At 71.4% G+C, this 24,667-nt stretch carries 20 protein-coding genes; 18 read left to right on the top strand and 2 right to left on the bottom strand.

Going from position 1 to position 24,667, the window contains the following annotated elements:
* The 12 genes from murF to KK483_RS08150 all read left to right on the top strand — a co-directional run bounded on the left by murF (position 1) and on the right by KK483_RS08150 (position 12,902).
* Positions 1-1,422, top strand: coding sequence for a UDP-N-acetylmuramoyl-tripeptide--D-alanyl-D-alanine ligase (gene murF, locus KK483_RS08205; RefSeq protein WP_262004547.1), 1,422 nt, complete (start codon positions 1-3; stop codon positions 1,420-1,422).
* Positions 1,419-2,489, top strand: coding sequence for a phospho-N-acetylmuramoyl-pentapeptide-transferase (gene mraY, locus KK483_RS08200; protein WP_242334514.1), 1,071 nt, complete (start codon positions 1,419-1,421; stop codon positions 2,487-2,489). Before murF ends, mraY begins: the two co-directional genes overlap by 4 nt.
* A gap of 24 nt (positions 2,490-2,513) precedes the next feature.
* Positions 2,514-3,944: a UDP-N-acetylmuramoyl-L-alanine--D-glutamate ligase gene (gene murD, locus KK483_RS08195; protein WP_262004546.1), complete on the top strand. Its 1,431-nt coding sequence runs from the start codon at positions 2,514-2,516 to the stop codon at positions 3,942-3,944.
* A 320-nt stretch (positions 3,945-4,264) separates the two neighbouring features.
* On the top strand, positions 4,265-5,686 hold the full coding sequence (ftsW, locus tag KK483_RS08190) for a putative lipid II flippase FtsW (RefSeq protein WP_262004545.1): 1,422 nt from the start codon (positions 4,265-4,267) through the stop codon (positions 5,684-5,686).
* 6 nt (positions 5,687-5,692) lie between these two features.
* Positions 5,693-6,787 carry an undecaprenyldiphospho-muramoylpentapeptide beta-N-acetylglucosaminyltransferase gene (murG, locus tag KK483_RS08185; protein ID WP_262004544.1) on the top strand — a complete coding sequence of 365 codons (1,095 nt, stop codon included), beginning with the start codon at positions 5,693-5,695 and terminating at the stop codon, positions 6,785-6,787.
* Between the two features lie 26 nt (positions 6,788-6,813).
* Positions 6,814-7,629 carry a cell division protein FtsQ/DivIB gene (locus KK483_RS08180; protein ID WP_262004543.1) on the top strand — a complete coding sequence of 272 codons (816 nt, stop codon included), beginning with the start codon at positions 6,814-6,816 and terminating at the stop codon, positions 7,627-7,629.
* Between the two features lie 278 nt (positions 7,630-7,907).
* Entirely contained in the window at positions 7,908-9,113 is a 1,206-nt protein-coding gene (ftsZ, locus tag KK483_RS08175; RefSeq protein WP_262004542.1) for a cell division protein FtsZ, read from the top strand.
* 7 nt (positions 9,114-9,120) lie between these two features.
* The gene (gene pgeF / locus KK483_RS08170) at positions 9,121-9,882 is read left to right on the top strand and encodes a peptidoglycan editing factor PgeF (protein ID WP_262004541.1); all 762 of its coding nucleotides are present in this window, start codon (positions 9,121-9,123) and stop codon (positions 9,880-9,882) included.
* A complete protein-coding gene (locus KK483_RS08165) occupies positions 9,879-10,598 on the top strand; it encodes a YggS family pyridoxal phosphate-dependent enzyme (RefSeq protein ID WP_262004540.1) in 720 nt (239 codons plus the stop codon). Before pgeF ends, KK483_RS08165 begins: the two co-directional genes overlap by 4 nt.
* Positions 10,599-10,732: 134 nt before the next feature.
* A complete protein-coding gene (locus KK483_RS08160; protein WP_262004539.1) occupies positions 10,733-11,383 on the top strand; it encodes a cell division protein SepF in 651 nt (216 codons plus the stop codon).
* A gap of 69 nt (positions 11,384-11,452) precedes the next feature.
* Positions 11,453-11,749, top strand: a complete 297-nt coding sequence (locus KK483_RS08155) for a YggT family protein (protein WP_262004538.1) — start codon at positions 11,453-11,455, stop codon at positions 11,747-11,749.
* A gap of 49 nt (positions 11,750-11,798) precedes the next feature.
* Positions 11,799-12,902, top strand: a complete 1,104-nt coding sequence (locus tag KK483_RS08150) for a DivIVA domain-containing protein (protein WP_262004537.1) — start codon at positions 11,799-11,801, stop codon at positions 12,900-12,902.
* 219 nt (positions 12,903-13,121) lie between these two features.
* Here KK483_RS08150 and ileS read toward each other — a convergent pair whose 3' ends face one another.
* Positions 13,122-16,268 (bottom strand): isoleucine--tRNA ligase, encoded by a 3,147-nt coding sequence (gene ileS / locus KK483_RS08145; protein ID WP_262004536.1) that lies wholly within the window; start codon positions 16,266-16,268, stop codon positions 13,122-13,124.
* A gap of 545 nt (positions 16,269-16,813) precedes the next feature.
* Between ileS and KK483_RS08140 the strand changes: the two genes are divergently transcribed.
* From KK483_RS08140 to KK483_RS08115, 6 genes are all read left to right on the top strand, one after another.
* On the top strand, positions 16,814-17,851 hold the full coding sequence (locus tag KK483_RS08140) for a TraR/DksA family transcriptional regulator (protein ID WP_262004535.1): 1,038 nt from the start codon (positions 16,814-16,816) through the stop codon (positions 17,849-17,851).
* Between the two features lie 165 nt (positions 17,852-18,016).
* The gene (lspA, locus tag KK483_RS08135; RefSeq protein ID WP_242334474.1) at positions 18,017-18,577 is read left to right on the top strand and encodes a signal peptidase II; all 561 of its coding nucleotides are present in this window, start codon (positions 18,017-18,019) and stop codon (positions 18,575-18,577) included.
* Between the two features lie 43 nt (positions 18,578-18,620).
* A complete protein-coding gene (locus KK483_RS08130; RefSeq protein WP_262004534.1) occupies positions 18,621-19,562 on the top strand; it encodes an RluA family pseudouridine synthase in 942 nt (313 codons plus the stop codon).
* 77 nt (positions 19,563-19,639) lie between these two features.
* Positions 19,640-20,092 (top strand): GNAT family N-acetyltransferase, encoded by a 453-nt coding sequence (locus tag KK483_RS08125; protein WP_262009396.1) that lies wholly within the window; start codon positions 19,640-19,642, stop codon positions 20,090-20,092.
* An 884-nt stretch (positions 20,093-20,976) separates the two neighbouring features.
* Positions 20,977-22,563: a Na+/H+ antiporter gene (locus KK483_RS08120; RefSeq protein WP_262004533.1), complete on the top strand. Its 1,587-nt coding sequence runs from the start codon at positions 20,977-20,979 to the stop codon at positions 22,561-22,563.
* 36 nt (positions 22,564-22,599) lie between these two features.
* A complete protein-coding gene (locus KK483_RS08115) occupies positions 22,600-23,346 on the top strand; it encodes an SDR family NAD(P)-dependent oxidoreductase (protein WP_262004532.1) in 747 nt (248 codons plus the stop codon).
* Between the two features lie 209 nt (positions 23,347-23,555).
* On the opposite strand, the gene KK483_RS08110 is transcribed toward KK483_RS08115, so the two are convergent.
* Positions 23,556-24,644, bottom strand: coding sequence for a mechanosensitive ion channel family protein (locus KK483_RS08110; RefSeq protein ID WP_262004531.1), 1,089 nt, complete (start codon positions 24,642-24,644; stop codon positions 23,556-23,558).
* Positions 24,645-24,667 lie beyond the last annotated feature (23 nt).

Genomic DNA, 24,667 nt, shown 5'->3' with positions numbered 1-24,667 from the left:
GTGATCGCCCTCTCCCTCGCCGAGATCGCCGAAATCGTCGGCGGGCACTCGTACGACATACCGGATCCGGCCGTCCAGGTCACCGGGCCCGTCGTCATCGACTCCCGCCAGGTCGAGGCCGGCAGCCTCTTCGCCGCCTTCGCCGGTGACCACGTCGACGGCCACGACTACGCGAAGCGCGCCGTCGCGGAGGGTGCGGTGGCCGTGCTGGCCACGCGGCCCGTCGGCGTCCCCGCCATCGTCGTCGAGGACGTCCGGGCCGCTCTCGGCGCGCTGGCACGCGCCGTCGTAAGGAAGCTCGGCACCGAGGTGGTCGCCCTCACCGGCTCCGCGGGCAAGACCTCCACCAAGGACCTCATCGCCCAGCTGCTCCAGCGCCACGCGCCGACCGTCTGGACGCCCGGATCCCTCAACAACGAGATCGGCCTGCCGCTCACCGCGCTCCGCGCGACGGCGGAAACCCGCCACCTCGTGCTGGAGATGGGCGCCCGCGGCATCGGCCACATCCGCTACCTCACCGGACTCACGCCGCCCCGTATCGGGCTCGTGCTCAACGTCGGCACCGCCCATATCGGCGAGTTCGGTGGCCGCGAGCAGATCGCCGAGGCCAAGGGCGAGCTCGTGGAGTCCCTGCCCGGGGACGGGATCGCCGTGCTCAACGCCGACGACCCCCTCGTCCGCGCGATGGCCTCCCGTACGAAGGCGCGCGTCGTGCTCTTCGGTGAGGCGGACGAAGCGGACGTACGAGCCGAGAATGTCCGGCTCCTGCCGAACGGACAGCCCGCATTCCGGCTTCGCACACCCTCCGGGTGCAGCGACGTGACCTTGCGGCTGTACGGTGAGCACCACGTGTCGAACGCGCTCGCCGCGGCCGCCGTCGCCCATGAGCTGGGCATGTCCGTCGACGAGATCGCCACGGCGCTCTCGGAGGCCGGCACCCTCTCCCGCTGGCGTATGGAGGTCACCGAGCGTCCGGACGGCGTGACGGTCGTCAACGACGCCTACAACGCGAACCCCGAGTCCATGCGAGCCGCACTGCGCGCGCTCGCGGCCATGGGCACGGCCGCCCAGGCCGCAGGGGGCCGCACGTGGGCGGTGCTCGGCCCGATGGCCGAGCTCGGGGACGAGTCGCTCGCCGAGCACGACGCGGTCGGGCGGCTCGCCGTCCGGCTCAACGTCAGCAAGCTCGTCGCAGTCGGGGGCAGGGAAGCGTCCTGGCTGCAACTGGGCGCATATAACGAGGGTTCGTGGGGTGAGGAGTCGGTGCACGTGTCCGACGCGCAGGCGGCGGTCGACCTGTTGCGCAGTGAGTTGCGCCCGGGAGACGTCGTACTGGTGAAGGCTTCCAGGTCGGCCGGGCTCGAGCGGATCGCCCAGGCGCTGCTCGAGAACACCACCGAGGGTGAGGGTGCCGGCCGATGAGGCAGATCCTCTTCGCGGGAGCCATCGGGCTCTTCCTGACGCTCATCGGCACGCCGCTGCTGATCAAGCTGCTGGCACGCAAGGGCTACGGTCAGTTCATCCGTGACGACGGCCCGCGCAGCCACGGCAGCAAGAAGGGCACGCCCACCATGGGCGGCATCGCCTTCATCCTTGCCACGCTGATCGCGTACGCCCTCGCCAAGGTCATCACCGGTGAGGACCCGACGTTCTCGGGCGTGCTGGTGCTGTTCCTGATGGCGGGCATGGGACTGGTCGGCTTCCTCGACGACTACATCAAGATCGTCAAGCAGCGGTCGCTGGGCCTGCGGGCCAAGGCGAAGATGGCCGGACAGCTGATCGTCGGTATCGCCTTCGCGGTGCTGGCGCTGCAGTTCGCCGACATCCGCGGCAACACCCCGGCCTCCACCAAGCTGTCGTTCGTCACCGACTTCGGCTGGACGATCGGCCCGGTGCTGTTCGTGGTCTGGGCACTCTTCATGATCCTCGCCATGTCGAACGGCGTGAACCTCACCGACGGTCTGGACGGCCTGGCCACCGGCGCCTCCGTGATGGTCTTCGGCGCGTACACCTTCATCGGGCTCTGGCAGTTCCAGGAGTCCTGCGCCAACGCGACCACGCTGACCAACCCCAACGCCTGCTTCGAGGTCCGCGACCCGCTCGACCTCGCGGTCGTCGCCTCCGCGCTGATGGGCGCCTGCTTCGGCTTCCTGTGGTGGAACACCTCGCCGGCCAAGATCTTCATGGGTGACACCGGTTCGCTCGCCCTCGGCGGCGCGCTCGCGGGACTCGCGATCTGCTCCCGCACGGAGCTGCTGCTCGCGCTCCTCGGCGGTCTGTTCGTGCTCATCACGATGTCCGTGGTGATACAGGTCGGTTCGTTCCGGCTCACCGGGAAGCGTGTCTTCCGGATGGCGCCGCTACAGCACCACTTCGAACTCAAGGGCTGGTCCGAAGTGCTCGTCGTGGTCCGATTCTGGATCATTCAGGGCATGTGCGTCATTGTGGGTCTGGGCATCTTCTACGCGGGCTGGGCGGCCGACAAGTGAGGGCCGACGAGTGAGGGCCGACACGTGAGTGAGCTGGACTGGCAGGGCAAGCGCGTCACCGTCGCCGGGCTGGGCGTGAGCGGCATCCCCGCCGCGCGCGTCCTGCACGGTCTCGGCGCGGTCGTCACGGTCGTCAACGACGGCGCCGACGAGCGCGCGCAGGCGCAGGCCGCCGAGCTGGAGGCGGAGGGAATCACCGTCCGCCTCGGCGATGGTGCCTCGTTGCCGGAGGGCACCGAGCTGATCGTCACGGCGCCCGGCTGGAAGCCCGACAAGCCGCTCTTCGCGGCCGCCGCCGAGGCGGGCGTCGAGGTCTGGGGCGACGTCGAACTCGCCTGGCGCTTGCGCGAGGTCACGGCGGGAAGAGCAGCGGCTCCCTGGCTCGCGGTCACCGGCACCAACGGCAAGACCACGACCGTGCGGATGCTCGCCTCGATCCTGGAGGCGGCCGGGCTGAAGACGGCGGCCGTCGGCAACATCGGCGTCTCGCTCCTCGACGCCGTCCTCGGCGACGAGAAGTACGACGTACTCGCCGTCGAGCTCTCCAGCTACCAGCTGCACTGGGCACCCTCGCTGCGCGCCCACTCCGCCGCCGTGCTCAACCTGGCGCCGGACCATCTGGACTGGCACGGCTCCATGGAGGCGTACGCCGCCGACAAGGGCCGTATCTACGAAGGCAATACGGTCGCCTGCGTCTACAACGCCGCCGACCCCGCCACCGAGGACCTGGTGCGCGAGGCGGACGTCGAGGAGGGCTGCCGGGCGATCGGCTTCACCCTCGGGCCCCCCGGGCCCTCCCAGCTCGGTGTGGTCGAGGGGATCCTGGTGGACCGCGCCTTCGTGCCCAACAGGCAGAAGCAGGCGCAGGAGTTGGCCGAGGTCTCCGACGTCAACCCGCCCGCCCCGCACAACATCGCGAACGCGCTCGCCGCGGCCGCGCTGGCACGGGCGTACGGTGTCGAGCCCGCCGCCGTACGGGACGGGCTGCGGGCCTTCCGACCCGACGCGCACCGCATCGAGTTCGTCGCGGAGGTCGACGGCGTCGCGTACGTCGACGACTCCAAGGCCACCAACACGCATGCCACGGAAGCGTCCTTGGCGGCGTACGACCCGATCGTCTGGATCGCGGGCGGGCTGGCGAAGGGTGCGACCTTCGACGAGCTCGTCGAGAGGTCCGCGAAGCGGCTGCGGGGCGTCGTGCTCATCGGAGCGGACCGGGCGCTGATCCGGGAAGCGCTCGCGCGACACGCGCCCGAGGTCCCGGTGGTCGACCTCGACCGGACCGACACTGGGGCGATGCCGACGGCGGTCCGCGAAGCGGCCGGGCTCGCGAGGCCGGGGGACACGGTGCTGCTGGCCCCGGCGTGTGCGTCGATGGACATGTTCGCCAACTACAACAAGCGGGGCGAGGCGTTCGCGGACGCGGTCCGCGGCCTGGCCGCCGAGCGCGCCTGACCGGCCCGGTCCCCGCCGCCGCGGCCAGACCTGGAGGGGACACCGCCATGCCGCCCAACCCGCTGGGGGCCTTGCCCCCGCAGGCCCCGCGACGCCTCGCAGCCGGGGCCGGGGAGCCCGGCCCCCCGGCCGCGTCCCGGCCGGGCCCGGCAGCCTGGCGGCTCCGCCGCGTGGAGGGCTCCGCCCCGGACCCCCGTACGGCCTTCGGCCGTGTCCTCAGCCGGACGGGCTGGAAATTCGGGGCTGCGCCCCGAAATCCAGCCTCGCCGGCGTTTGAGGCGCGAGGTCTGGGGCGGAGCCCCAGTTCGGGAAGGGGCGGGGTGGGGGCAAGACTCGTCGCAGCCCTCGCACCCGCACCCGTACCCGCCCTCGCCGGCGCCCCCGGTGTCGCTCTGCGCAGCGGCACCACCGGGCGGGCCGGGGCGGGACGGCGGGTGCCTGCCGGGCGCGGCGGGGCGGACGGCGGTCCGCCCCGCCCGCCCGGCGGAGGCGCGGTCCGGCGGGCGTACGAGCAGGCGCGCCGGGCCTGGGACCGCCCGCTCACGGCGTACTACGTGATCCTCGGCGCCGGACTGCTGATCACCGCTCTCGGCCTCGTCATGGTCTACTCCGCGTCGATGATCACGGCGCTGACGTACTCCCTCCCGTCCTCGTACTTCTTCCGCAAGCAGTTCCTCGCCGCCGTCATCGGCACCGGGCTGCTGTTCCTCGCCTCCCGGATGCCCGTCAAGCTCCACCGGGCGCTCGCATACCCCCTCCTTGTCGGCAGCGCCTTCCTGATGGTGCTGGTGCAGGTCCCGGGGATAGGGCAGTCGGTCAACGGCAACCAGAACTGGATCTCGCTCGGCGGCCCCTTCCAGCTCCAGCCCAGTGAGTTCGGCAAGCTCGCCCTGATCCTCTGGGGCGCCGACCTGCTCGCCCGCAAACAGGAGAAACGCCTGCTCACGCAGTGGAAGCACCTGCTCGTGCCGCTGGTGCCTGTCGCCTTCATGCTGCTCGGGCTGATCATGCTCGGCGGTGACATGGGCACGGCCATCATCCTGGCCGCGATCCTCTTCGGGCTGCTCTGGCTCGCGGGTGCCCCCACCAGGCTCTTCGCCGGAGTGCTGGGTGTCGCGGGCCTGATCGGCGCCGTCCTGATCAAGACCAATCCGAACCGGATGGACCGATTCCAGTGCGTCGGGGCCAGTGATCTCGGACCCAATGACATCTGCTGGCAGGCCGTGCACGGGATCTACGCGCTCGCCTCCGGCGGATGGTTCGGTTCCGGTATCGGCGCGAGTGTGGAGAAATGGGGTCAACTCCCGGAAGCGCACACCGACTTCATCTTCGCCATCACCGGGGAGGAACTGGGGCTGGCGGGGACGCTGTCGGTGCTCACTCTCTTCGCGGCTCTAGGCTATGCGGGTATCCGCGTGGCCGGACGCACGGAGGACCCCTTCGTGAGGTATGCCGCGGGAGGCGTGACCACCTGGATCACGGCCCAGGCCGTGATCAACATCGGTGCGGTGCTCGGTCTGCTGCCGATCGCCGGCGTCCCTCTCCCGCTGTTCTCCTACGGAGGCTCCGCCCTGCTGCCGACCATGTTCGCCGTGGGACTGCTGATCGCGTTCGCGCGAGAGGATCCCGCCGCGAAGGCGGCCCTGGCCGTACGGCAGCCTGTGTTCGGTAAGAAGCGGGCTGGGGTGAGATGGAAGTCGATGAGGCGGAGCGTCAAGGAACGTCCGTCCGGAGAGCGGTGAATTTCGGTGCATGTCGTACTCGCCGGCGGGGGGACCGCCGGCCACATCGAGCCCGCGCTCGCCCTCGCGGACGCCCTGCGCAGGCAGGATCCGACCATGGGCATCACAGCGCTCGGCACGGAGCGCGGTCTGGAGACCCGGCTCGTGCCCGAGCGGGGCTACGAGCTCGCCCTGATCCCCGCCGTACCGCTGCCGCGCAAGCCCACCCCCGAGCTGATGACCGTGCCCGGGCGGCTGCGCGGCACGATCAAGGCCGCCGAGCAGATCCTGGAGCGCACCAAGGCGGACTGCGTCGTCGGCTTCGGCGGCTATGTCGCGCTGCCCGGCTATCTCGCCGCCAAGCGCCTCGGTGTGCCCATCGTCATCCACGAGGCCAACGCCCGCCCGGGCCTGGCCAACAAGATCGGCTCGCGGTACGCCGCGGCCGTGGCCGTCTCCACCCCGGACAGCAAGCTGCGCGGCGCCCGCTACATCGGCATCCCGCTGCGCCGCTCCATCGCCACCCTCGACAGGGCCAGGGTGCGGCCCGAGGCGCGCGCCGCGTTCGGGCTCGACCCCAATCTGCCCACGCTGCTGGTCTCCGGCGGCTCGCAGGGCGCCCGCCGTCTCAACGAGGTGGTCCAGCAGGTCGCACCGCTGCTCCAGCGCTCCGGCATCCAGATCCTGCACGCGGTCGGCCCGAAGAACGAACTGCCGCGCGTGGACAACATGCCAGGAATGCCGCCCTACATCCCGGTACCGTACGTGGACCGGATGGATCTCGCGTACGCCGCGGCCGACATGATGCTGTGCCGTGCGGGCGCCATGACCGTCGCCGAACTCTCCGCCGTCGGGCTCCCCGCCGCGTACGTACCGCTGCCGATCGGCAACGGCGAACAGCGGCTCAACGCCCAGCCGGTGGTGAAGGCCGGCGGCGGACTGCTGGTCGACGACGCCGAGCTGACCCCCGAGTGGGTCCACGGCAATGTGCTGCCGGTGCTCGCCGATCCGCACCGGTTGTACGAGATGTCCCGCGCCGCCGCCGAGTTCGGGCGCCGGGACGCAGACGATCTGCTTGTCGGAATGGTGTACGAGGCGATTTCCGCACGAGCACACCGATAGGCACAGCGAAGGGCAGGGTGCGGAGCATGGCCGGACCGACGACCGCCGAACGCGGCACACGGCAGCCGAAGGGCCCGTCGTCGGCCGGCCACCCCGGCCCTCCTTCCCGCGGGGGGCCCGGAGTTCGCCGGCTCCGGCTGTCCGGCCGCCGGCGGACGCTGCTGGCGCTCGCCGTCCTCGTCGTGTCCGGCGCCGCCGCGATCTGGCTGCTCCACGGCTCCCCGTGGCTGCGCGCCGAACGGGTCAGGACCTCCGGGACAAAGGTTCTGACACCCCGTGAGGTCGAGGCCGCGGCCGCCGTACCGATCGGATCGCCGCTGATCTCGGTCGATACGGACGCGATCGAGGCGCGGCTGGGCGCGAAACTCCGCCGTATCGACTCCGTCGAAGCCGTACGCTCCTGGCCGGACGGAATCGTCCTGAAGGTGACCGAGCGCGAGCCCGCCCTCATCATGGAAACGGGCACGAAGTTCATCGAAGTGGACGCGAAAGGCGTCCGTTTCGCCACCGTGGACAAGGCCCCCAAGGACGTGCCCGTGCTGGAATTGACGGCCGACGGGTCACCGAGCCTCCGGCGCTTCGACGAGCGGCGGCTGATGACCGAGGCGGTGCGGGTCACCACCGAACTCCCCGAGCGGGCGGCGAAGGACCTCCGGGCCGTCGAAGTGCGCTCCTACGACTCCATCACCCTGAAGCTGGCGCACGGCCGGACCGTTCTGTGGGGAAGTTCGGAGCGGGGCGAGGCGAAGGCGCGCGCGCTCACCGCGCTGATGAAAGCGGCTCCCGACGCCGGTCACTTCGACGTGAGTGCCCCCACCGCCCCTGTCGCATCAGCGAGTTGACGCACATATGCGCAGGCCAGCACCCTGGTTGGGCACTGCGATGGCTGATCACATAGGGTGAAAAGAAAAACGGGAGGTTCGGCGTGTTCGTTGAACGTGCGCCGCTTGTCGACTTAGTGTCTCGTTCGAGAGAGTCCAAGAAGCAGAGACACTGGTAACCCTAAACTTCAACGTTAGGGTTTGGGTCGGCGTTTCGGACCGTCCCATCGGCATCCGTCGTCGCTCCGCGGTACCACCGCGAGGCGGCGACACGTAACTCGAGGCGAGAGGCCTTCGACGTGGCAGCACCGCAGAACTACCTCGCAGTCATCAAGGTCATCGGTGTCGGCGGCGGTGGTGTCAATGCCATCAACCGAATGATCGAGGTCGGTCTCAAGGGCGTCGAGTTCATCGCGATCAACACTGACGCGCAAGCCCTGTTGATGAGCGACGCCGACGTCAAGCTCGACGTCGGCCGGGAACTCACCCGCGGCCTCGGGGCCGGAGCCAACCCGGCAGTCGGTCGCAAGGCGGCAGAGGACCACCGAGAGGAGATCGAGGAGGTCCTCAAGGGGGCCGACATGGTCTTCGTCACCGCCGGCGAAGGTGGCGGCACCGGCACCGGCGGCGCACCCGTCGTGGCCAACATCGCGCGCTCGCTCGGCGCCCTGACCATCGGAGTGGTCACCCGGCCCTTCACCTTCGAGGGCCGCCGCCGCGCCAACCAGGCGGAGGACGGCATCGCCGAGCTCCGCGAGGAGGTCGACACCCTCATCGTCATCCCGAACGACCGGCTGCTGTCCATCTCGGACCGCCAGGTCAGCGTGCTGGACGCGTTCAAGTCCGCGGACCAGGTGCTGCTCTCCGGCGTTCAGGGCATCACCGACCTCATCACCACCCCCGGCCTCATCAACCTCGACTTCGCCGACGTCAAGTCGGTCATGTCCGAGGCGGGATCCGCGCTCATGGGCATCGGTTCGGCCCGCGGCGACGACCGGGCGGTGGCCGCCGCGGAGATGGCCATCTCCTCGCCGCTCCTGGAGGCGTCCATCGACGGCGCCCGCGGTGTGCTGCTCTCCATCTCCGGCGGCTCGGACCTCGGCCTCTTCGAGATCAACGAGGCCGCCCAACTGGTCAGCGAGGCCGCCCACCCCGAGGCCAACATCATCTTCGGCGCCGTCATCGACGACGCCCTGGGCGACGAGGTGCGCGTCACCGTCATCGCGGCCGGCTTCGACGGGGGCCAGCCCCCGACCCGCCGGGAGACCGTGATCGGCTCCTCCTCCGCCAAGCGCGAGGAGCCCGCGCCCCCGGCCCGCCCGGAGCCCCGCTCCATCGGCGGCCTCGGCACGGTCCCGCCGCGCGAGGAGTCCACGGTCCCCGCCGAACCGGCGCCGGTGGCGGGCGACTCCTCGCACTCGGGCACCTCCTCGCCGCAGGTCCCGACGGCCAGGCCGTACGACAGCTCGGCGGAAGAGCTGGATGTCCCGGACTTCCTGAAGTGACCTTGACGTGATACGGGAGCACGACAGCGCGGGCGGCGCGCACTTCGCCTTCACCGACAGGTGGGGCGGGGTGAGCGCCGCTCCGTACGAACAGCTCAACCTCGGCGGCGCGGTCGGCGACGACCCCGCCGCCGTTCGCGCGAACCGTGAACTCGCCGCCGGGGCGCTCGGACTCGACCCGGGACGCGTCGTCTGGATGAACCAGGTGCACGGACGCGACGTCGCCGTCGTCGAAGGACCGTGGCCCACTGACGCCGAGGGGGTCCAGCAGACCCCCGCCGTGGACGCGGTCGTGACCGCCCGGCGCGGACTCGCGCTCGCCGTCCTCACCGCCGACTGCACCCCGGTGCTGCTGGCCGACCCCGTCGCGGGCGTGGTCGGCGCGGCCCACGCCGGACGCCCGGGAATGGTCGCCGGGGTCGTGCCGGCCGTCGTCGAGGCGATGGCCGGGCTCGGCGCCGATCCGGCCAGGATCACCGCCCGTACCGGACCCGCCGTCTGCGGACGCTGCTACGAGGTGCCGGCGGCGATGCGCGCCGATGTCGCCGCGGTGGAGCCCGCGGCCCGCTCCGAGACGAGCTGGGGCACCCCGGCCGTCGACGTCACGGCAGGGGTCCACGCCCAGCTCGAAGCGCTCGGCGTACGCGACCTCAAGGGCTCGCCGGTCTGCACACTGGAATCGGCGGACCACTACTCGTACCGCCGCGACCGCACGACGGGGCGCCTTGCCGGATATGTCTGGCTGGAGCTCGGAAGAGAAGAATCATGACCGACCGCAGAACCGAACTCGCCGGGAATCTGGCGAGGGTGGAGGAACGTATCGCCGCCGCGTGTGCGGCGGCCGGGCGCAAGCGGGAGGAAGTGACCCTCATCGTGGTCACGAAGACCTACCCGGCGAGCGACGTACGGCTGCTGCACGAGCTCGGCGTGCGGCACGTCGCCGAGAACAAGGACCAGGAGGCGGCCCCGAAGGCCGCGGCCTGTGCCGATCTCGATCTCACCTGGCACTTCGTCGGTCAGCTTCAGACGAACAAGGTCCGTTCCGTTGCGGGTTACGCCGACGTCGTGCAGTCGGTCGACCGGTTGAAGCTCGTCCGCGCGCTCTCCACGGCGGCGGTGCGCGCCGGGCGCGAACTGGGGTGCCTGATCCAGGTCGCGCTGGACGCGGAGAGCGGGCAGCAGGGCGACCGCGGCGGTGTCGCGCCTGACGCCATCGGGGAGTTGGCCGCGGCCGTCGACGAGGCGCCGGGGCTCAGACTTGACGGACTGATGACCGTCGCACCCCTCGAAGGGCCGTACGCGGGGCGTCAACAGGCTGCGTTCGAGCGGCTGGTGGAATTCTCATCAAGCCTGCGCGCGGACCGTCCGGCTGCGAACATGGTGTCAGCAGGGATGAGTGCGGACCTCGAAGAGGCCGTCGCGGCCGGAGCGACACACGTGCGCGTCGGTACGGCGGTACTCGGAGTCCGTCCCCGGCTCGGGTAACGTCGCGAAGCAAGTCGGACCACAGCAGAAAATATGGTCATTTCCGTCGAAAGGCGGACAGGCCGAGTGGATCGCGGGCACTTGGTGACGTAGCCGAACGAAGCCGATCCACCACAGAGCGGAGGACTCAGAGAATGGCCGGCGCGATGCGCAAGATGGCGGTCTACCTCGGCCTCGTGGAGGACGATGGGTACGACGGCCGGGGATTCGACCCCGACGACGACTTCGAACCCGAGATGGAGCCGGAGCCCGAGCGGGACCGGCGCCGGCACCAGCCCCCGCATCAGGTGGACCGTGTCGAGCGGGTGGAACGGGTGGAGCGGGAGGAGCCGGTCCGTGTGGTCCAGCCGCCCGCGCCGCGCGAGCCCGTGCCCCATTCCGCTTCGCTGGCCGCGGAATCCGGACGTCCGGCGCGAATCGCCCCCGTGGCATCCATCACACCTGAACGTCCGAGTCTGGAGAAGAACGCACCGGTGATCATGCCCAAAGTTGTGTCCGAGCGGGAGCCCTACCGCATCACGACTCTGCACCCGCGGACCTACAACGAGGCCCGTACCATCGGGGAACACTTCCGTGAGGGCACCCCGGTGATCATGAATCTCACCGAGATGGATGACACCGATGCGAAGCGACTTGTCGACTTCGCCGCGGGACTCGTCTTCGGTCTGCATGGCAGTATCGAGCGAGTGACGCAGAAGGTGTTCCTGTTGTCTCCTGCTAACGTCGATGTCACGGCGGAGGACAAGGCCCGCATCGCAGAGGGCGGGTTCTTCAACCAGAGCTGAGAACCGACACCGGGAACGACCCGGCCGCGAGGCCGGATACGAGCAACCAGGGGAGAGGGAAGCGCAGAAATGGGCGTCGCAGTGGATGTGATCTACATCGCGCTTGTGTGCTTCCTTGTCGTGCTGATTTTCCGGCTGGTCATGGACTACGTCTTCCAGTTCGCCCGCGCGTGGCAACCCGGCAAGGCGATGGTGGTCGTCCTGGAGGCCACCTACACTGTCACCGATCCACCGCTCAAGCTTCTGCGGCGGTTCATCCCGCCGCTGCGTCTCGGGGGCGTGGCACTCGACCTGTCCTTCTTCGTTCTGATGATCATCGTCTACATCCTGATCTCCATCGTGCGCAGCGTGGGGAGTGGCGTGTGAACGATACGGTCTTGCCGACTGCCGACGACTACGTAGAGGTGAAGAAGAGATGCCGTTGACCCCCGAGGACGTGCGGAACAAGCAGTTCACGACCGTCCGCCTCCGAGAAGGCTATGACGAGGACGAGGTCGATGCCTTTCTCGACGAGGTCGAAGCCGAGCTGACGCGTCTGCTCCGCGAGAACGAGGACCTGCGCGCCAAGCTGGCGGCGGCGACTCGTGCGGCCGCGCAGAACCAGCAGCAGGGCATGCGCAAGCCGCCGGAGCCGCAGGACGGCCGTGGTCCCGGTGCGCCGGTGCCCGCCGCCATATCCGGACCGCCGGTCCAGCAGCAGCCCCCGCAGATGGGTCCGCCCCAGCTGCCCGGTGGTGCTCCGCAGCTGCCCGCCGGTCCCGGTCACGGCCCTGGTGGTCACGGTCCTGGCGGTCACGGTCCGCAGGGGCACCCGCAGGGTGGTCCGATGGGCCCCGGCCCGATGCAGGGCGGTCCCATGGGTGGCCCGATGGGCGGCCCCATGGGCGGTCACGGTCCGCAGATGCCGGGCCAGGGCCCGGGCGGCGACAGCGCTGCCCGTGTGCTCTCGCTCGCGCAGCAGACCGCCGACCAGGCGATCGCGGAGGCCCGTTCCGAGGCCAACAAGATCGTCGGCGAGGCACGCAGCCGCGCCGAGGGCTTGGAGCGGGACGCCCGCGCCAAGGCCGACGCGCTGGAGCGGGACGCGCAGGAGAAGCACCGCGTCGCGATGGGCTCGCTGGAGTCGGCCCGCGCCACGCTGGAGCGCAAGGTCGAGGACCTGCGCGGCTTCGAGCGCGAGTACCGCACGCGGCTGAAGTCGTACCTGGAGAGCCAGCTGCGTCAGCTGGAGACCCAGGCGGACGACTCGCTGGCCCCGCCGCGGACCCCCGCGACGGCGTCGCTGCCGCCGTCCCCGGCGCCTTCCATGGCTCCGGCGGGCGCGAGCGCCCCGTCCTACGGTGGCAACCAGGGCATGGGCGGTCACGGGCCTTCGCCCGCGGGCCCGTCCTACGGCGGCCAGCAGCAGATGTCCCCGGCGATGACCCAGCCGATGGCACCGGTGCGGCCGCAGGGTCAGCCGATGCAGCAGGCTCCGTCGCCGATGCGGGGCTTCCTGATCGACGAGGACGACAACTGACGGCCGGTTGCGGCGCGATGCGCGCGTAGCCGTCGGCAGGCACAGGGCCGGGCCCGGGACTCTTGTCCCGGGCCCGGCCCTGTTGTGCGCCCGCTCGACGCCGCCCCTTCCCGTAACGGGGGCGCTGCCCCCGAACCCCCGCTCCTCAATCGCCGGAGGGGCTCCTTTGGACGACAACGGGCCCGGCCACACACGTGGCCGGGCCCGTTCGCCGTGGGGCTACGCCTTGCGGAGGCGGAACGTGAGGGACAGGCCCTCGTCGGTGAAGGGGTCACCGTACGTCGCGTCGGCGTCGCCCGACGCGAAGTCCGTCGCCAGCACCTCGTCCGCGATCAGCGACGCATGGTCCGTGAGGGCCGTGACGACCTCCGGATCCGTCGACGTCCACCGCAGCGCGATGCGGTCCGCGACGTCCAGACCGCTGTTCTTGCGGGCCTCCTGGATGAGGCGGATCGCGTCACGGGCGAGGCCCGCGAGCCTCAGCTCCGGCGTGATCTCCAGGTCGAGGGCGACGGTCGCGCCCTGGTCCGAGGCGACCGACCAGCCCTCGCGGGGCGTCTCCGTGATGATGACCTCCTCGGGGGAGAGGGCCACCTCCTCGCCGTTCACCGTGATCACGGCCGAGCCGGACCGCAGCGCCAGCGACAGCGCCGCCGCGTCCGCCGCCGCGACCGCCTTGGCGACGTCCTGCACGCCCTTGCCGAAACGCTTGCCCAGCGCCCGGAAGTTCGCCTTCGCCGTCGTGTCGACGAGCGAGCCCCCGACCTCGGACAGGGAGGCCAGCGAGGAGACGTTGAGCTCCTCCGTGATCTGCGCGTGCAGCTCCGTCGAGAGCGTCTCGAAGCCCGTCGCCGCCACCAGCGCGCGCGACAGCGGCTGCCGGGTCTTCACGCCCGACTCCGCACGTGTGGCCCGGCCCAGCTCGACCAGCCGCCGCACCAGCACCATCTGCTGCGACAGCGTCGGGTCGATCGCCGACAGATCGGCCTCGGGCCAGCTGGACAGGTGCACCGACTCGGGGGCCTCCGGCGTCACCGGGACCACCAGGTCCTGCCACACCCGCTCGGTGATGAACGGGGTCAGCGGCGCCATGAGCCGCGTGACCGTCTCGATCACCTCGTGCAGCGTGCGAAGCGCGGCCGCGTCGCCCTGCCAGAAGCGGCGGCGCGAGCGGCGCACGTACCAGTTCGACAGGTCGTCGACGAACGCGGAGATCAACTTGCCGGCGCGCTGGGTGTCGTACGCCTCCAGCGCCTGCGTCACCTGATCCACCAGCGCGTGCAGCTCGGAGAGCAGCCAGCGGTCGAGGACCGAGCGGTCGGCCGGGGCCGGGTCCGTGTCCGACGGCGCCCAGCCCGACGTGCGGGCGTACAGCGCCTGGAACGCCACCGTGTTCCAGTACGTCAGCAGCGTCTTGCGGACGACCTCCTGGATCGTCCCGTGACCGACCCGCCGTGCGGACCACGGCGAACCGCCGGCCGCCATGAACCAGCGCACCGCGTCCGCGCCGTGCTGGTCCATGAGCGGGATCGGCTGGAGGATGTTGCCCAGGTGCTTGGACATCTTGCGGCCGTCCTCGGCCAGGATGTGGCCGAGGCACACGACGTTCTCGTACGAGGACTTGTCGAAGACCAGCGTGCCGACCGCCATCAGCGTGTAGAACCAGCCGCGGGTCTGGTCGATCGCCTCCGAGATGAACTGCGCCGGGTAGCGCTTCTCGAAGGTCTCCTTGTTCTTGTACGGGTAGCCCCACTGCGCGAACGGCATCGAGCCCGAGTCGTACCAGGCGTCGATGACCTCGGGGACACGGGTCGCCGTGCCGGAGCACTGCGGGCACGGGAACGTGACGTCGTCGATGAACGGCCGGTGCGGGTCGAGCCCCGACTGGTCCGCGCCGGTCAGCTCGGTCAGCTCGGCGCGCGAGCCGACGCACGTCAGATGGTCCTCCGCGCAGCGCCAGATCGGCAGCGGCGTGCCCCAGTAGCGGTTGCGGGAGAGCGCCCAGTCGATGTTGTTGTTGAGCCAGTCGCCGTACCGGCCGGTCTTGACCGAGTCCGGGAACCAGTTCGTGTTCTCGTTCTCCGCGAGGAGACGGTCCTTGATCGCGGTCGTGCGGATGTACCAGGACGGCTGCGCGTAGTAGAGCAGCGCCGTGTGGCAGCGCCAGCAGTGCGGATAGCTGTGCTCGTACGGGATGTGCTTGAACAGCAGCCCGCGCTCGTCGAGGTCCTTGGTGAGCGCCTCGTCGGCCTTCTTGAAGAAGACGCCGCCGACCAGCGGCACGTCCTCCTCGAAGGTGCCGTCGGGGCGGACCGGGTTGACGACCGGGAGCCCGTAGGCGCGGCAGACCTTGAGGTCGTCCTCACCGAAGGCCGGGGACTGGTGGACCAGGCCCGTACCGTCCTCGGTCGTCACGTACTCCGCGTTGACGACGTAGTGGGCGGGCTCGTCGAAGGGGACGAGCCGGAACGGGCGGTCGTACGTCCAGCGCTCCATCTCGGCGCCCGTGAAGGTCTGCCCGGTCGCCTCCCAGCCCTCACCGAGGGCCTTCTCCAGCAGCGGCTCGGCGACGACGAGCTTCTCCTCGCCGTTCGCGGCCACGACGTAGGTGACGGACGGGTGCGCGGCCACCGCCGTGTTCGACACCAGCGTCCACGGGGTCGTCGTCCACACGAGCAGCGCGGCCTCGCCCGCGAGCGGGCCGGAGGTCAGCGGGAAGCGGACGAAGACCGAGGGGTCGACGACCGTCTCGTAGCCCTGCGCCAGCTCGTGGTCGGAGAGGCCGGTGCCGCAGCGGGGGCACCAGGGGGCGACCCGGTGGTCCTGGACCAGCAGGCCCTTGGTGAAGATCTCCTTCAGCGACCACCAGACCGACTCGATGTACTCGGGGTCCATGGTCCAGTACGCCTCGTCGAGGTCGACCCAGTAGCCCATGCGGGTCGTGAGCTCGGAGAACGCGTCCGTGTGGCGGCTGACGGACTCCCGGCACTTCGCGTTGAACTCCGCGATGCCGTACGCCTCGATGTCCTTCTTGCCGTTGAAGCCGAGCTCCTTCTCGACGGCGAGCTCGACGGGCAGGCCGTGGCAGTCCCAGCCGGCCTTGCGGGCCACGTGGTAGCCCCGCATGGTCCGGAAGCGCGGGAAGACGTCCTTGAAGACACGGGCCTCGATGTGGTGGGCACCGGGCATGCCGTTGGCGGTGGGCGGGCCCTCGTAGAACACCCACTCCGGGCGGCCCTCGGACTGCTCGAGGCTCTTCGCGAAGACCTTGTTGTCCCGCCAGAAGTCGAGCACGGCGTGCTCGAGGGCGGGCAGGTCGACCTGGGCGGGTACCTGGCGGTACTGGGGCTGAGGCGGCGGCGTCATGCTTCGGGCTCCTCCAACGGACTGTGTCTCTTCCGTCGGAGGGACGAGAGCGATGTGCTGCGCTCCCGCGGTACCACCCTCCTTGGCCCCGGACGCGCACGCCCCGGGCCCCCTCATTGGGGTCGCGATGCCGGTTCTACCGGCCCGCGGTCCTCCGCGGGCTTTCTTCCGGCGGCTCCGGGGTGATGTTTCACGCCGCGCTGGCCCCCGGGCTCGCACCGTCCCCGGGTCGCTCATGGCTGCGTACGACGCTACTCGTCCCCATCCACGCCTTTCGCTCAGCCCAGTGTACGGGCCGGGGCGCAGCGTGGCCGACCGGATTTCCACGGTGACCCGAATGGCCATACGGAGCCGGGCGGTCTCGGGAGGCGGCAGCCGGGCGGATTACGGGGCGGGGAGCTGGGCACAACGGATGCAGGCTCGTATTGGGGCAGGCCCGGGGCCGTCCCGAGCGGCGGCGTGCCCCGTTGCCGCGGGGCTGGGGTCGATTTATCGTCCCAGCACGATTCGCGAGCAAGATCACAATATGTGAAGGGGCCGCGGCCATGGTGGCGAAAAAGACCGCCGTGAAGAGGACGGCGTCCGAGAGGCCGACCGCCGCTGCGGGGGCGGCGGCCAAGGACACGAACGGCAAGAAGAGCACGGTCGGGAGGAGGAACCCCGGCACCAGGCGGGTGGCGAAGGCCGACGCGTCGGGTGCGAACGCGCACGACGCCACGGAGGTGAAGGCAGCGGTACCGCCGAAGAAGGCGGTGAAGGCCGCGAAGAAGGCCACGGCCGCGAAGAGGCCCCCCGCGGGGGCGGCGAGCGCCGGGAGGCCGGCCGAGGCCCCGGAACCCGCGACGGACGCCAAGGCGGGCAAGGACGCCAAGGCGTCCAAGGCCGCGAAGGCCCCGAAGGGCGCGAAGACCTCGAAGACCGCGACCTCGGCGAAGAGGACCGCGGGCAAGAAGGAAGCGGCGGCCCCGAAGGCGCCGGCGAAGAGCAGGACCAAGAAGGCGGCGGCCGCGAAAACGACGGGTGCCGGCGCCAGGAAGGCCGCCAGCGCGGCCAAGGAGGCGGCCGAGGCCGCCCGGCAGACGGGAGCCAGAACGGTGGGAGCGAAGAAGACCGTGGCCGGTGCCACAGCCGGCGGGGAGAGCACTGCGACGGCGGTGCCGCCGGCCCGCATCGCCGCGGTGGCCCCTGGGGAGCTGGCGGTGCGCCCGGGGGAGGACCCGTGGACGCCGGAGGAGGTCGCCGAGGCGCGCGCGGAGCTGGAGAGCGAGACGGCCCGGCTGCAGGCCGAGATCAGCCACTCCGAGGAGTCGCTGACCGGGCTGATGCGGGAGTCCGGGGACGGAGCGGGCGACGACCAGGCCGACACCGGCGCCAAGAACATCACGCGCGAGCACGAGATGGCCCTCGCCGCCAACGCCCGCGAGATGCTCGAACAGGCCGGGCACGCGCTTCAGCGCCTCGACGCGGGGACGTACGGCCTCTGCGAGGTCTGCGGGAAGCCGATCGGCAAGGCGCGCATGCAGGCGTTCCCGAGGGCGACCCTCTGCGTGGAGGACAAGCAGAAGCAGGAGCGCCGGAGCTGAGGCGGGAGCGGTGAGTCCGGCCTCGGCGGTGGTGAGTTCCCGGCCCTGGCGGTGGAGGTGAGTCCGGCCCCGGCGGTGGGAGCGGCGGGTCCGGACCGGGGGCCGGGGCCGCAGTTGTGTGCCGTACTCTCGTGACCAGTCAGGCACCTAGGTTGAGGGACTCACGTGGCAGAGGCGGAGCGCATCATCGGTACGCCGGATGTTGACGACGAGGCTGCGGCTCCTGCCGAGCAGCCCAGGGGCAGGCGCCGGGTCTGGGTGCTGTTCGCCGTGGCCGCCGTGGCCTACGTGCTGGATCTCAGCAGCAAGATGATCGTGGTGGCCAGGCTGGAGCACCAGGAGCCGATCAGGGTCATCGGCGATCTGCTGAAGTTCGAGGCGGTGCGGAACCCCGGTGCGGCCTTCGGCTTCGGCGGGGCCTTCACCATCATCTTCACGATCATCGCGGCGGCGGTGGTCGTCGTGATCGCGCGCCTCGCCCGCAAGCTGTACAGCCTGCCGTGGGCCATCGCGCTCGGGCTGCTGCTGGGCGGTGCGCTGGGCAATCTCACCGACCGGATCTTCCGGGCGCCGGGCGTCTTCCAAGGCGCGGTCGTCGACTTCATCGCGCCCGCGCACTTCGCCGTCTTCAACCTCGCGGACTCCGCGATCGTGTGCGGCGGCTTCCTCATCGTGATCCTTTCCTTCCGGGGGCTCGACCCCGACGGGACCGTCCACAAGGACTGAGACCACGGACCGTCGCCCGGTACGGACAAGGCATACTCGACGGGTGAGCACCCTTCCCGAAACCCGCACCCTGCCCGTACCCGACGGTCTCGAGGGCGAGCGCGTCGACGCCGCCATCGCCCGTATGTTCGGGTTCTCCCGGACGAAGGCGGCCGAGCTCGCCGCCGGAGGCAAGGTGCTGGTCGACGGCACGGTCGTGGGAAAGTCCGAGCGGGTGCACGGCGGGGCGTGGCTCGAGGTCGAGATGCCGCAGGCGCCGGCGCCCGTGCAGATCGTGGCCGAGCCGGTCGAGGGCATGGAGATCGTCCACGACGACGACGACATCGTCGTGATCATGAAGCCGGTGGGTGTGGCCGCGCACCCGAGCCCGGGCTGGACCGGCACGACGGTGATCGGCGGGCTCGCGGCGGCGGGTTACCGGATCTCGACCTCGGGTGCGGCGGAGCGGCAGGGCATCGTGCACCGGCTGGACGTCGGCACGTCCGGGCTGATGGTGGTGGCGAAGTCGGAGCGGGCGTACACCTCGCTGAAGCAGCAGTTCCGGGAGCGCACGGTCGACAAGCGCTACCACGCGCTGGTGCAGGGCCACCCGGACCCGCTGAGCGGCACGATCGACGCCCCCATCGGGCGCCACCCCCAGCACGACTACAAGTGGGCCGTGACGGCGGACGGCAAGCCGTCCGTGACGCACTACGACCTGCTCGAGGCGTTCCGGGCCGCGTCGCTGCTCGACATCAAGCTGGAGACGGGCCGTACGCACCAGATCCGGGTGCACATGTCCGCTCACCGGCATCCGTGTGTGGGCGATCTCACCTACGGCGCCGACCCGACGATGGCACGCCGACTCGGGCTGACCCGGCAGTGGCTGCACGCGGTGAGGCTCGGGTTCCAGCATCCGTCGGACGGCCGCTGGGTCGAGTTCGAGAGCCGGTACCCCGACGACCTCCAGTCGGCGCTGGAGACCATCGCGGCGGAGAGCGCGTGAGCGCGGCAGGCGGCGCCGGCGGTGCGAGGGGAGCGGACGGCGTGAGCGGAGCGGACGGCGTGGACGCCGTGGACGCCGTGAGCGGCGGTTTCGTGGTGCGGGAGGCGGTCGATCCCGCCGACCGCGAGGCGTGCTTCGCGGTGCGCAAGGAGGTCTTCGTCGTCGAGCAGAGTGTGCCCGAGGACATCGAATACGACGCCCACGACGCGGACGCGGTCCATGTCCTCGCGGTTGCCGCGGACGGGCGCCCGCTGGGCACCGGCCGGCTGCTGAGCGGCACGGTCCCCGACGCCCCGTCGACCGGCTCCCTGGGCCGCCTCGCCGTGACGCGGGCGGCCCGCGGTCTCGGGGTGGGGGCGGCGCTGGTGCGGGCGATCGAGGACACGGCGCGCGGGCGCGGGCTGACCGCGGTCGACCTGCATGCGCAGACCCATGCGCTCGGGTTCTACGAGCGGCTCGGATACGCGGCGTACGGACCGGAGTTCCCGGACGCGGGTATCCCGCACCGCGCGATGCGGCGCGCACTGTAGGGGACTTCGCCCCCACAGCCCCCACGCCCGTCACCGGGGTCCGCCCCGGATCCCGGATGCGGGGGCGCGTCCCCGGACCCCGGATGCGGGGGTGCTGTCCCCGATCCCCGGATGCGGGGGTGCTGTCCCCGATCCCCGAATGCGGGGGCGCTGTCCCCGACCACCGGCCCCGGGTGCTCGGCCTTCGACCGCTGGCCCCGGGTCCTCGGCCACCGATCCCCGGCCCTCGGTCCTCGGCCACCGGCCCTGGGTCCCCGGCCTTCGGCCACCGGCCCCGGGTTCTTGACCACTGGCCGGGACGACGTGCACGGCGACCCCGGGTCCTCGGTCCTCGGCCACCGGCCCTGGGTCCCCGGCCTTCGGCCACCGGCCCCGGGTTCTTGACCACTGGCCGGGACGACGTGCACGGCGACCCCGGGTCCTCGGCCCTCGACCACCGACCCGGGTCCCCGGCCCTCGACCGCTGGCCCCGGGTCCTCGTCCCCCGGCCCCCGGCCCCCGATCCTCGGTCCGCGGCCTTCGACCGCTGGCCCCGGGTCCTCGGCCACCGATCCCCGGCCCTCGGCCCCCGACCGCCGGCCCCGGTCCCTCGGCCCCCGGCTCCCGATGTCCGGCCCTCGGTCCGCGGCCCCCCCCCGATCCCCGGCCTTCGACCACCGGCCCCGGGTCCTCGGCCCCCGATCCTCGGTCCTCGGCCCCCGATCCCCGGCCCCCGATCCCCGACCACCGCCCCCGGTCCTCGGACGCCGGGCGGGCTGGAGTGCCGGGGACTCGGCCGGCCCGGCCGGCCAGGGCGTCAATAAGGCTGAATCGGGCAAAGCGCATGGCACGCTTGAGGCCGCGCACTCGCCGCGCCCCCGCCCCATCGGAAGGCCGACGCATCCGTGGACCAACTGGCCCTGCTGTTCGTCCTGTTGCTCGGGGCCATCGTCATCGTGCCGCTCGGCGACCGGCTCGGGCTGCCCGCGCCCGTGCTGATGACCCTCGTCGGCGCGGTCCTCGCCCTGATGCCGTTCGTACCGAACGTCGCCCTGCCGCCGGACTACATCCTTCCGCTGCTGCTCCCGCCACTGCTCTACGCGGCCGTGCAGCGCACCTCCTGGCGGCAGTTCGCCGCCAACATCCGGCCCATCCTGCTCCTCGCCGTCGCCCTGGTCCTCATCACCACCGCGGCGGTCGCGGCCGTCGCGCACGCCGCCGTCCCCGGACTCCCGCTCGCCGCCGCCGTCGCTCTCGGCGCGCTCGTCGCCCCGCCCGACCCCGTCGCCGCGACCGCCGTCGCGGGCTCGCTCGGACTGCCCCGCCGGCTGGTGTCGATCCTGGAGGGCGAGGGGCTCTTCAACGACGTCACCGCGATCGTGCTGTACCACGTCGCGATCGCCGCGGCCGTCAGCGGCACCTTCTCCTGGCCGGAGGCGGCCGGGGAGTTGGTGCTCTCCGCAGTCGTGGCCCTCGCCGTCGGGCTCGCGCTCGGCTGGCTCGCCAACCGGCTCATGGGACTGCTCGGCGACGCGACCCTGCAGATCGGGCTCAGCCTGCTCGTGCCGTACGTCAGCTACGTCCTGGCGGAGGTCCTGCTGGGCTCCGGAGTGCTCGCCGTGCTCGTCACGGCGCTCTACCTCGCCGAGCAGGCCGCCGACGCGGACGCCGTCGTCTCGCGCCTCGTGGGCGCCACGTTCTGGCAGATCGTCGACACCCTCGTCACCGGGGTCGCCTTCGGGCTCATCGGTCTCGAACTCCACCACGTCCTCGGCACCGCCGACCACCGGCTCGGGCAGCTGCTCGGCTGGTCCGCGCTGGTCGTCGCCGTCGTCGTCGGCGTACGGCTGCTGTACCTGCTCCCCGCGACCTGGCTCACCAAACGGCTGCACAAGCGGCGCGACTACGACGAGGACATCCCGGTCGGCTGGCGCGAGACCGTCGTCATGTGGTGGTCGGGGATGCGGGGCGTCGCCTCGGTCGCGCTGGCTCTGGCGATTCCGCTGCGCACCGACGACGGCGCTCCGTTCCCGGCCCGGGACGAGATCGTCTTCATCGCCTTCGGCGTGATCATGACCACCCTGGTCGCGCAGGGCCTCACCCTCCCCTGGCTGGTCAGGAGACTGGGCGTGCGCGCCGACGCGGACGCCGAAGAGGCCCTGGAACGCGACCTCGCGCTGCGCGCCGCCCGCGCGGCCAAGCGCAGGCTGAAGGAGATCGAGGAGGTCGAGGAGTTGCCGGAGGACATCTCCGACCGGCTCCACCGGGCCGCGTACGACGTCGGGGCCCGGATCAGCCCGGACATCGTCGAGGAGGAGCGCCGCGAGTGGTTCGCCCGGCGCGCGGAGCGGCTCGGCATCCTCCAGCGCGTCCAGCGGGAGATGCTCTCCGCCGCCCGCCACGAGGTGCTCGCCGCCCGCAGCGAACCGGGCGCCGATCCCGAGGTGGTGGACCGGATCCTGCGCCACCTGGACGTACGCAGCCTGCGCTGACCGCCCCGGCCGTACCGCCCGCCGTAGGATCGGGACATGGCGCGCACCGTGGTGATCAGTGGCGGGGGGACCGGGATCGGGTTCGCGGCGGCGGAGGCGTTCGCCGCGGACGGGGAGCAGGTGGTGCTGCTCGGGCGGCGCGAGCCGGTGCTCGCGCGGGCCGCCGCGCGGATCCCCGCCGCCCGCTACCTCGCGGTCGACCTCAGCGAGCCCCAAGGCGCCCGCCGGGCCGCGGAGTTCGCGGCGAAGGAGTTCGGCACCGTCGATGTGCTGGTGCACAGCGCGGGCGGCAACGGGCGGAAGGAGGAGCGGGCGGACTTCGCCGATCCGCTCGATGCCGTGGCGCACGACTGGGGTGTCAACGTCCGGCTCAACATCCTCACCGCCGTACTGCTCACCGAGGCGCTCCAGGACCATCTCGCCACGCCCGGCGGGCGGGTGCTGTTCCTCAGCTCGATCGCCGCGTACCGCGGCTCCGGGTCCGGCGCGTACGCCGGCTGCAAGGCGGCGCTCCACCCGTACGCCTTCCGGCTCGCGCGGGAACTCGGGCCGCGCGGGATCACCGTGAACCTCGTCGCGCCCGGACTCGTCGAGGAGACCGACTTCTTCACCGGCGACTTCCCCGAGGAGCGGCGCAAGGAGCTCATCGCACAGACCGCGACCGGACGGGTGGGACATCCCGGCGACGTCGCCCAGACCCTGCACTGGCTCGCCTCGCCCGCGGCCGGACACATCACGGCCCAGGTCATCCAGGTCAACGGCGGCGCGGAGCGCGGCCACTAGGCCCTGTCGTTCGGCTGCTGCCGGGCTCACTGTCCTGGCACGCACATCTGCCGCGTTGTCGTCGGTCGCCCCCGTGGCCCTTCGGGTACGGGAGGTGCCCCCATCGCGTCGACTTCTTCGTCCGCCTTGCAGCTGTACGCACCGCTGTGCCATCAGAACGCGAACGACAGGGCCTGGGCCCCGTCGCCCGACTCGGGCCGACAGCGACATCAGCTGCTGCCGTCGCGCGGCGAGCGGGGCGTCCCCAGGGCCTCCCCGTCCACCGACGGTGCCTGTGCCGTCGCGATGTGCGGGAGCGCGTACGGGTGGTGGTCGCGCAGCCAGGCGATCAACTGCTCGCGGACCACGCACCGCACCGTCCACACGTCGTCCGCGTCCTTCGCCGTGACGACGGCCCGTACGACGACCGTTGTCGCGGTGGTGTCCGTGACGGCGAGCGACCAGTCGCGGCCGTCCCACTCCGGGCATCCGCGCAGGATGTCGTGGAGCCGTTTGCGCAGCTCGGGCATGGGCGCCGAGTGGTCCAGGTGGAAGAAGACCGTGCCGGTCATCTGCACCCCGCCGCGCGACCAGTTCTCGAACGGCTTGGCCGTGAAGTACGAGACGGGCATCGTGATCCGGCGCTCGTCCCAGGTCCGTACGGTCAGGAAGGTGAGCGTGATCTCCTCGACCGTTCCCCACTCGCCGTCCACGACGACCGTGTCGCCGATGCGCACCATGTCGCCGAACGCGATCTGGAGCCCCGCGAAGAGATTGCCCAGCGTCGACTGGGCGGCGATACCGGCGACGATGCCGAGGACCCCGGCGGACGCCAGCACCGAGGCGCCGACCGTGCGCATCGCGGGGAAGGTCAGCAGCATGGCCGCGACGGCGACGACCGCCACCACGGCGGTGACGACCCGCTGGATCAGCGTCACCTGGGTACGCACCCGGCGCACCCGTGCGGGATCGCGGGTGGCCGCGGCGTAGCGGCTGTACGAGGACTCGACGACGGCCGTCGCGATCCTGACGACGAGCCACGCCGACGACGCGATGAGCACGAGCGTCAGCACCTGGCCGATGCCCGCCTCGTGGTCCTCCAGGGTCTCGATCCTCGCCTGCGCGAAGGTCCCTCTCAGCAGCGCCGCGCAGAGCGTGAACTGGAGCGGGACGCGGCAGCGGCGCAGCAGCCCCCACAGCGGGGTCTCGGTGTGCCGGGAGTCGGCCCGGCGCAGCAGCACGTCGGCGAGCCACCCCACGAGCAGGGTGAGCACGACCGACCCGCCGACGACGATCAACGGACGCAGCACGTTCTCCATGTCCTCGAACGTAACCTGACCGC

The sequence above is a fragment of the Streptomyces sp. FIT100 genome, from assembly GCF_024584805.1.
GTDB lineage: Bacteria > Actinomycetota > Actinomycetes > Streptomycetales > Streptomycetaceae > Streptomyces.
Note: the sequence above shows the minus strand (reverse complement) of the source record. Positions and strands in the feature narration are given on the sequence as shown.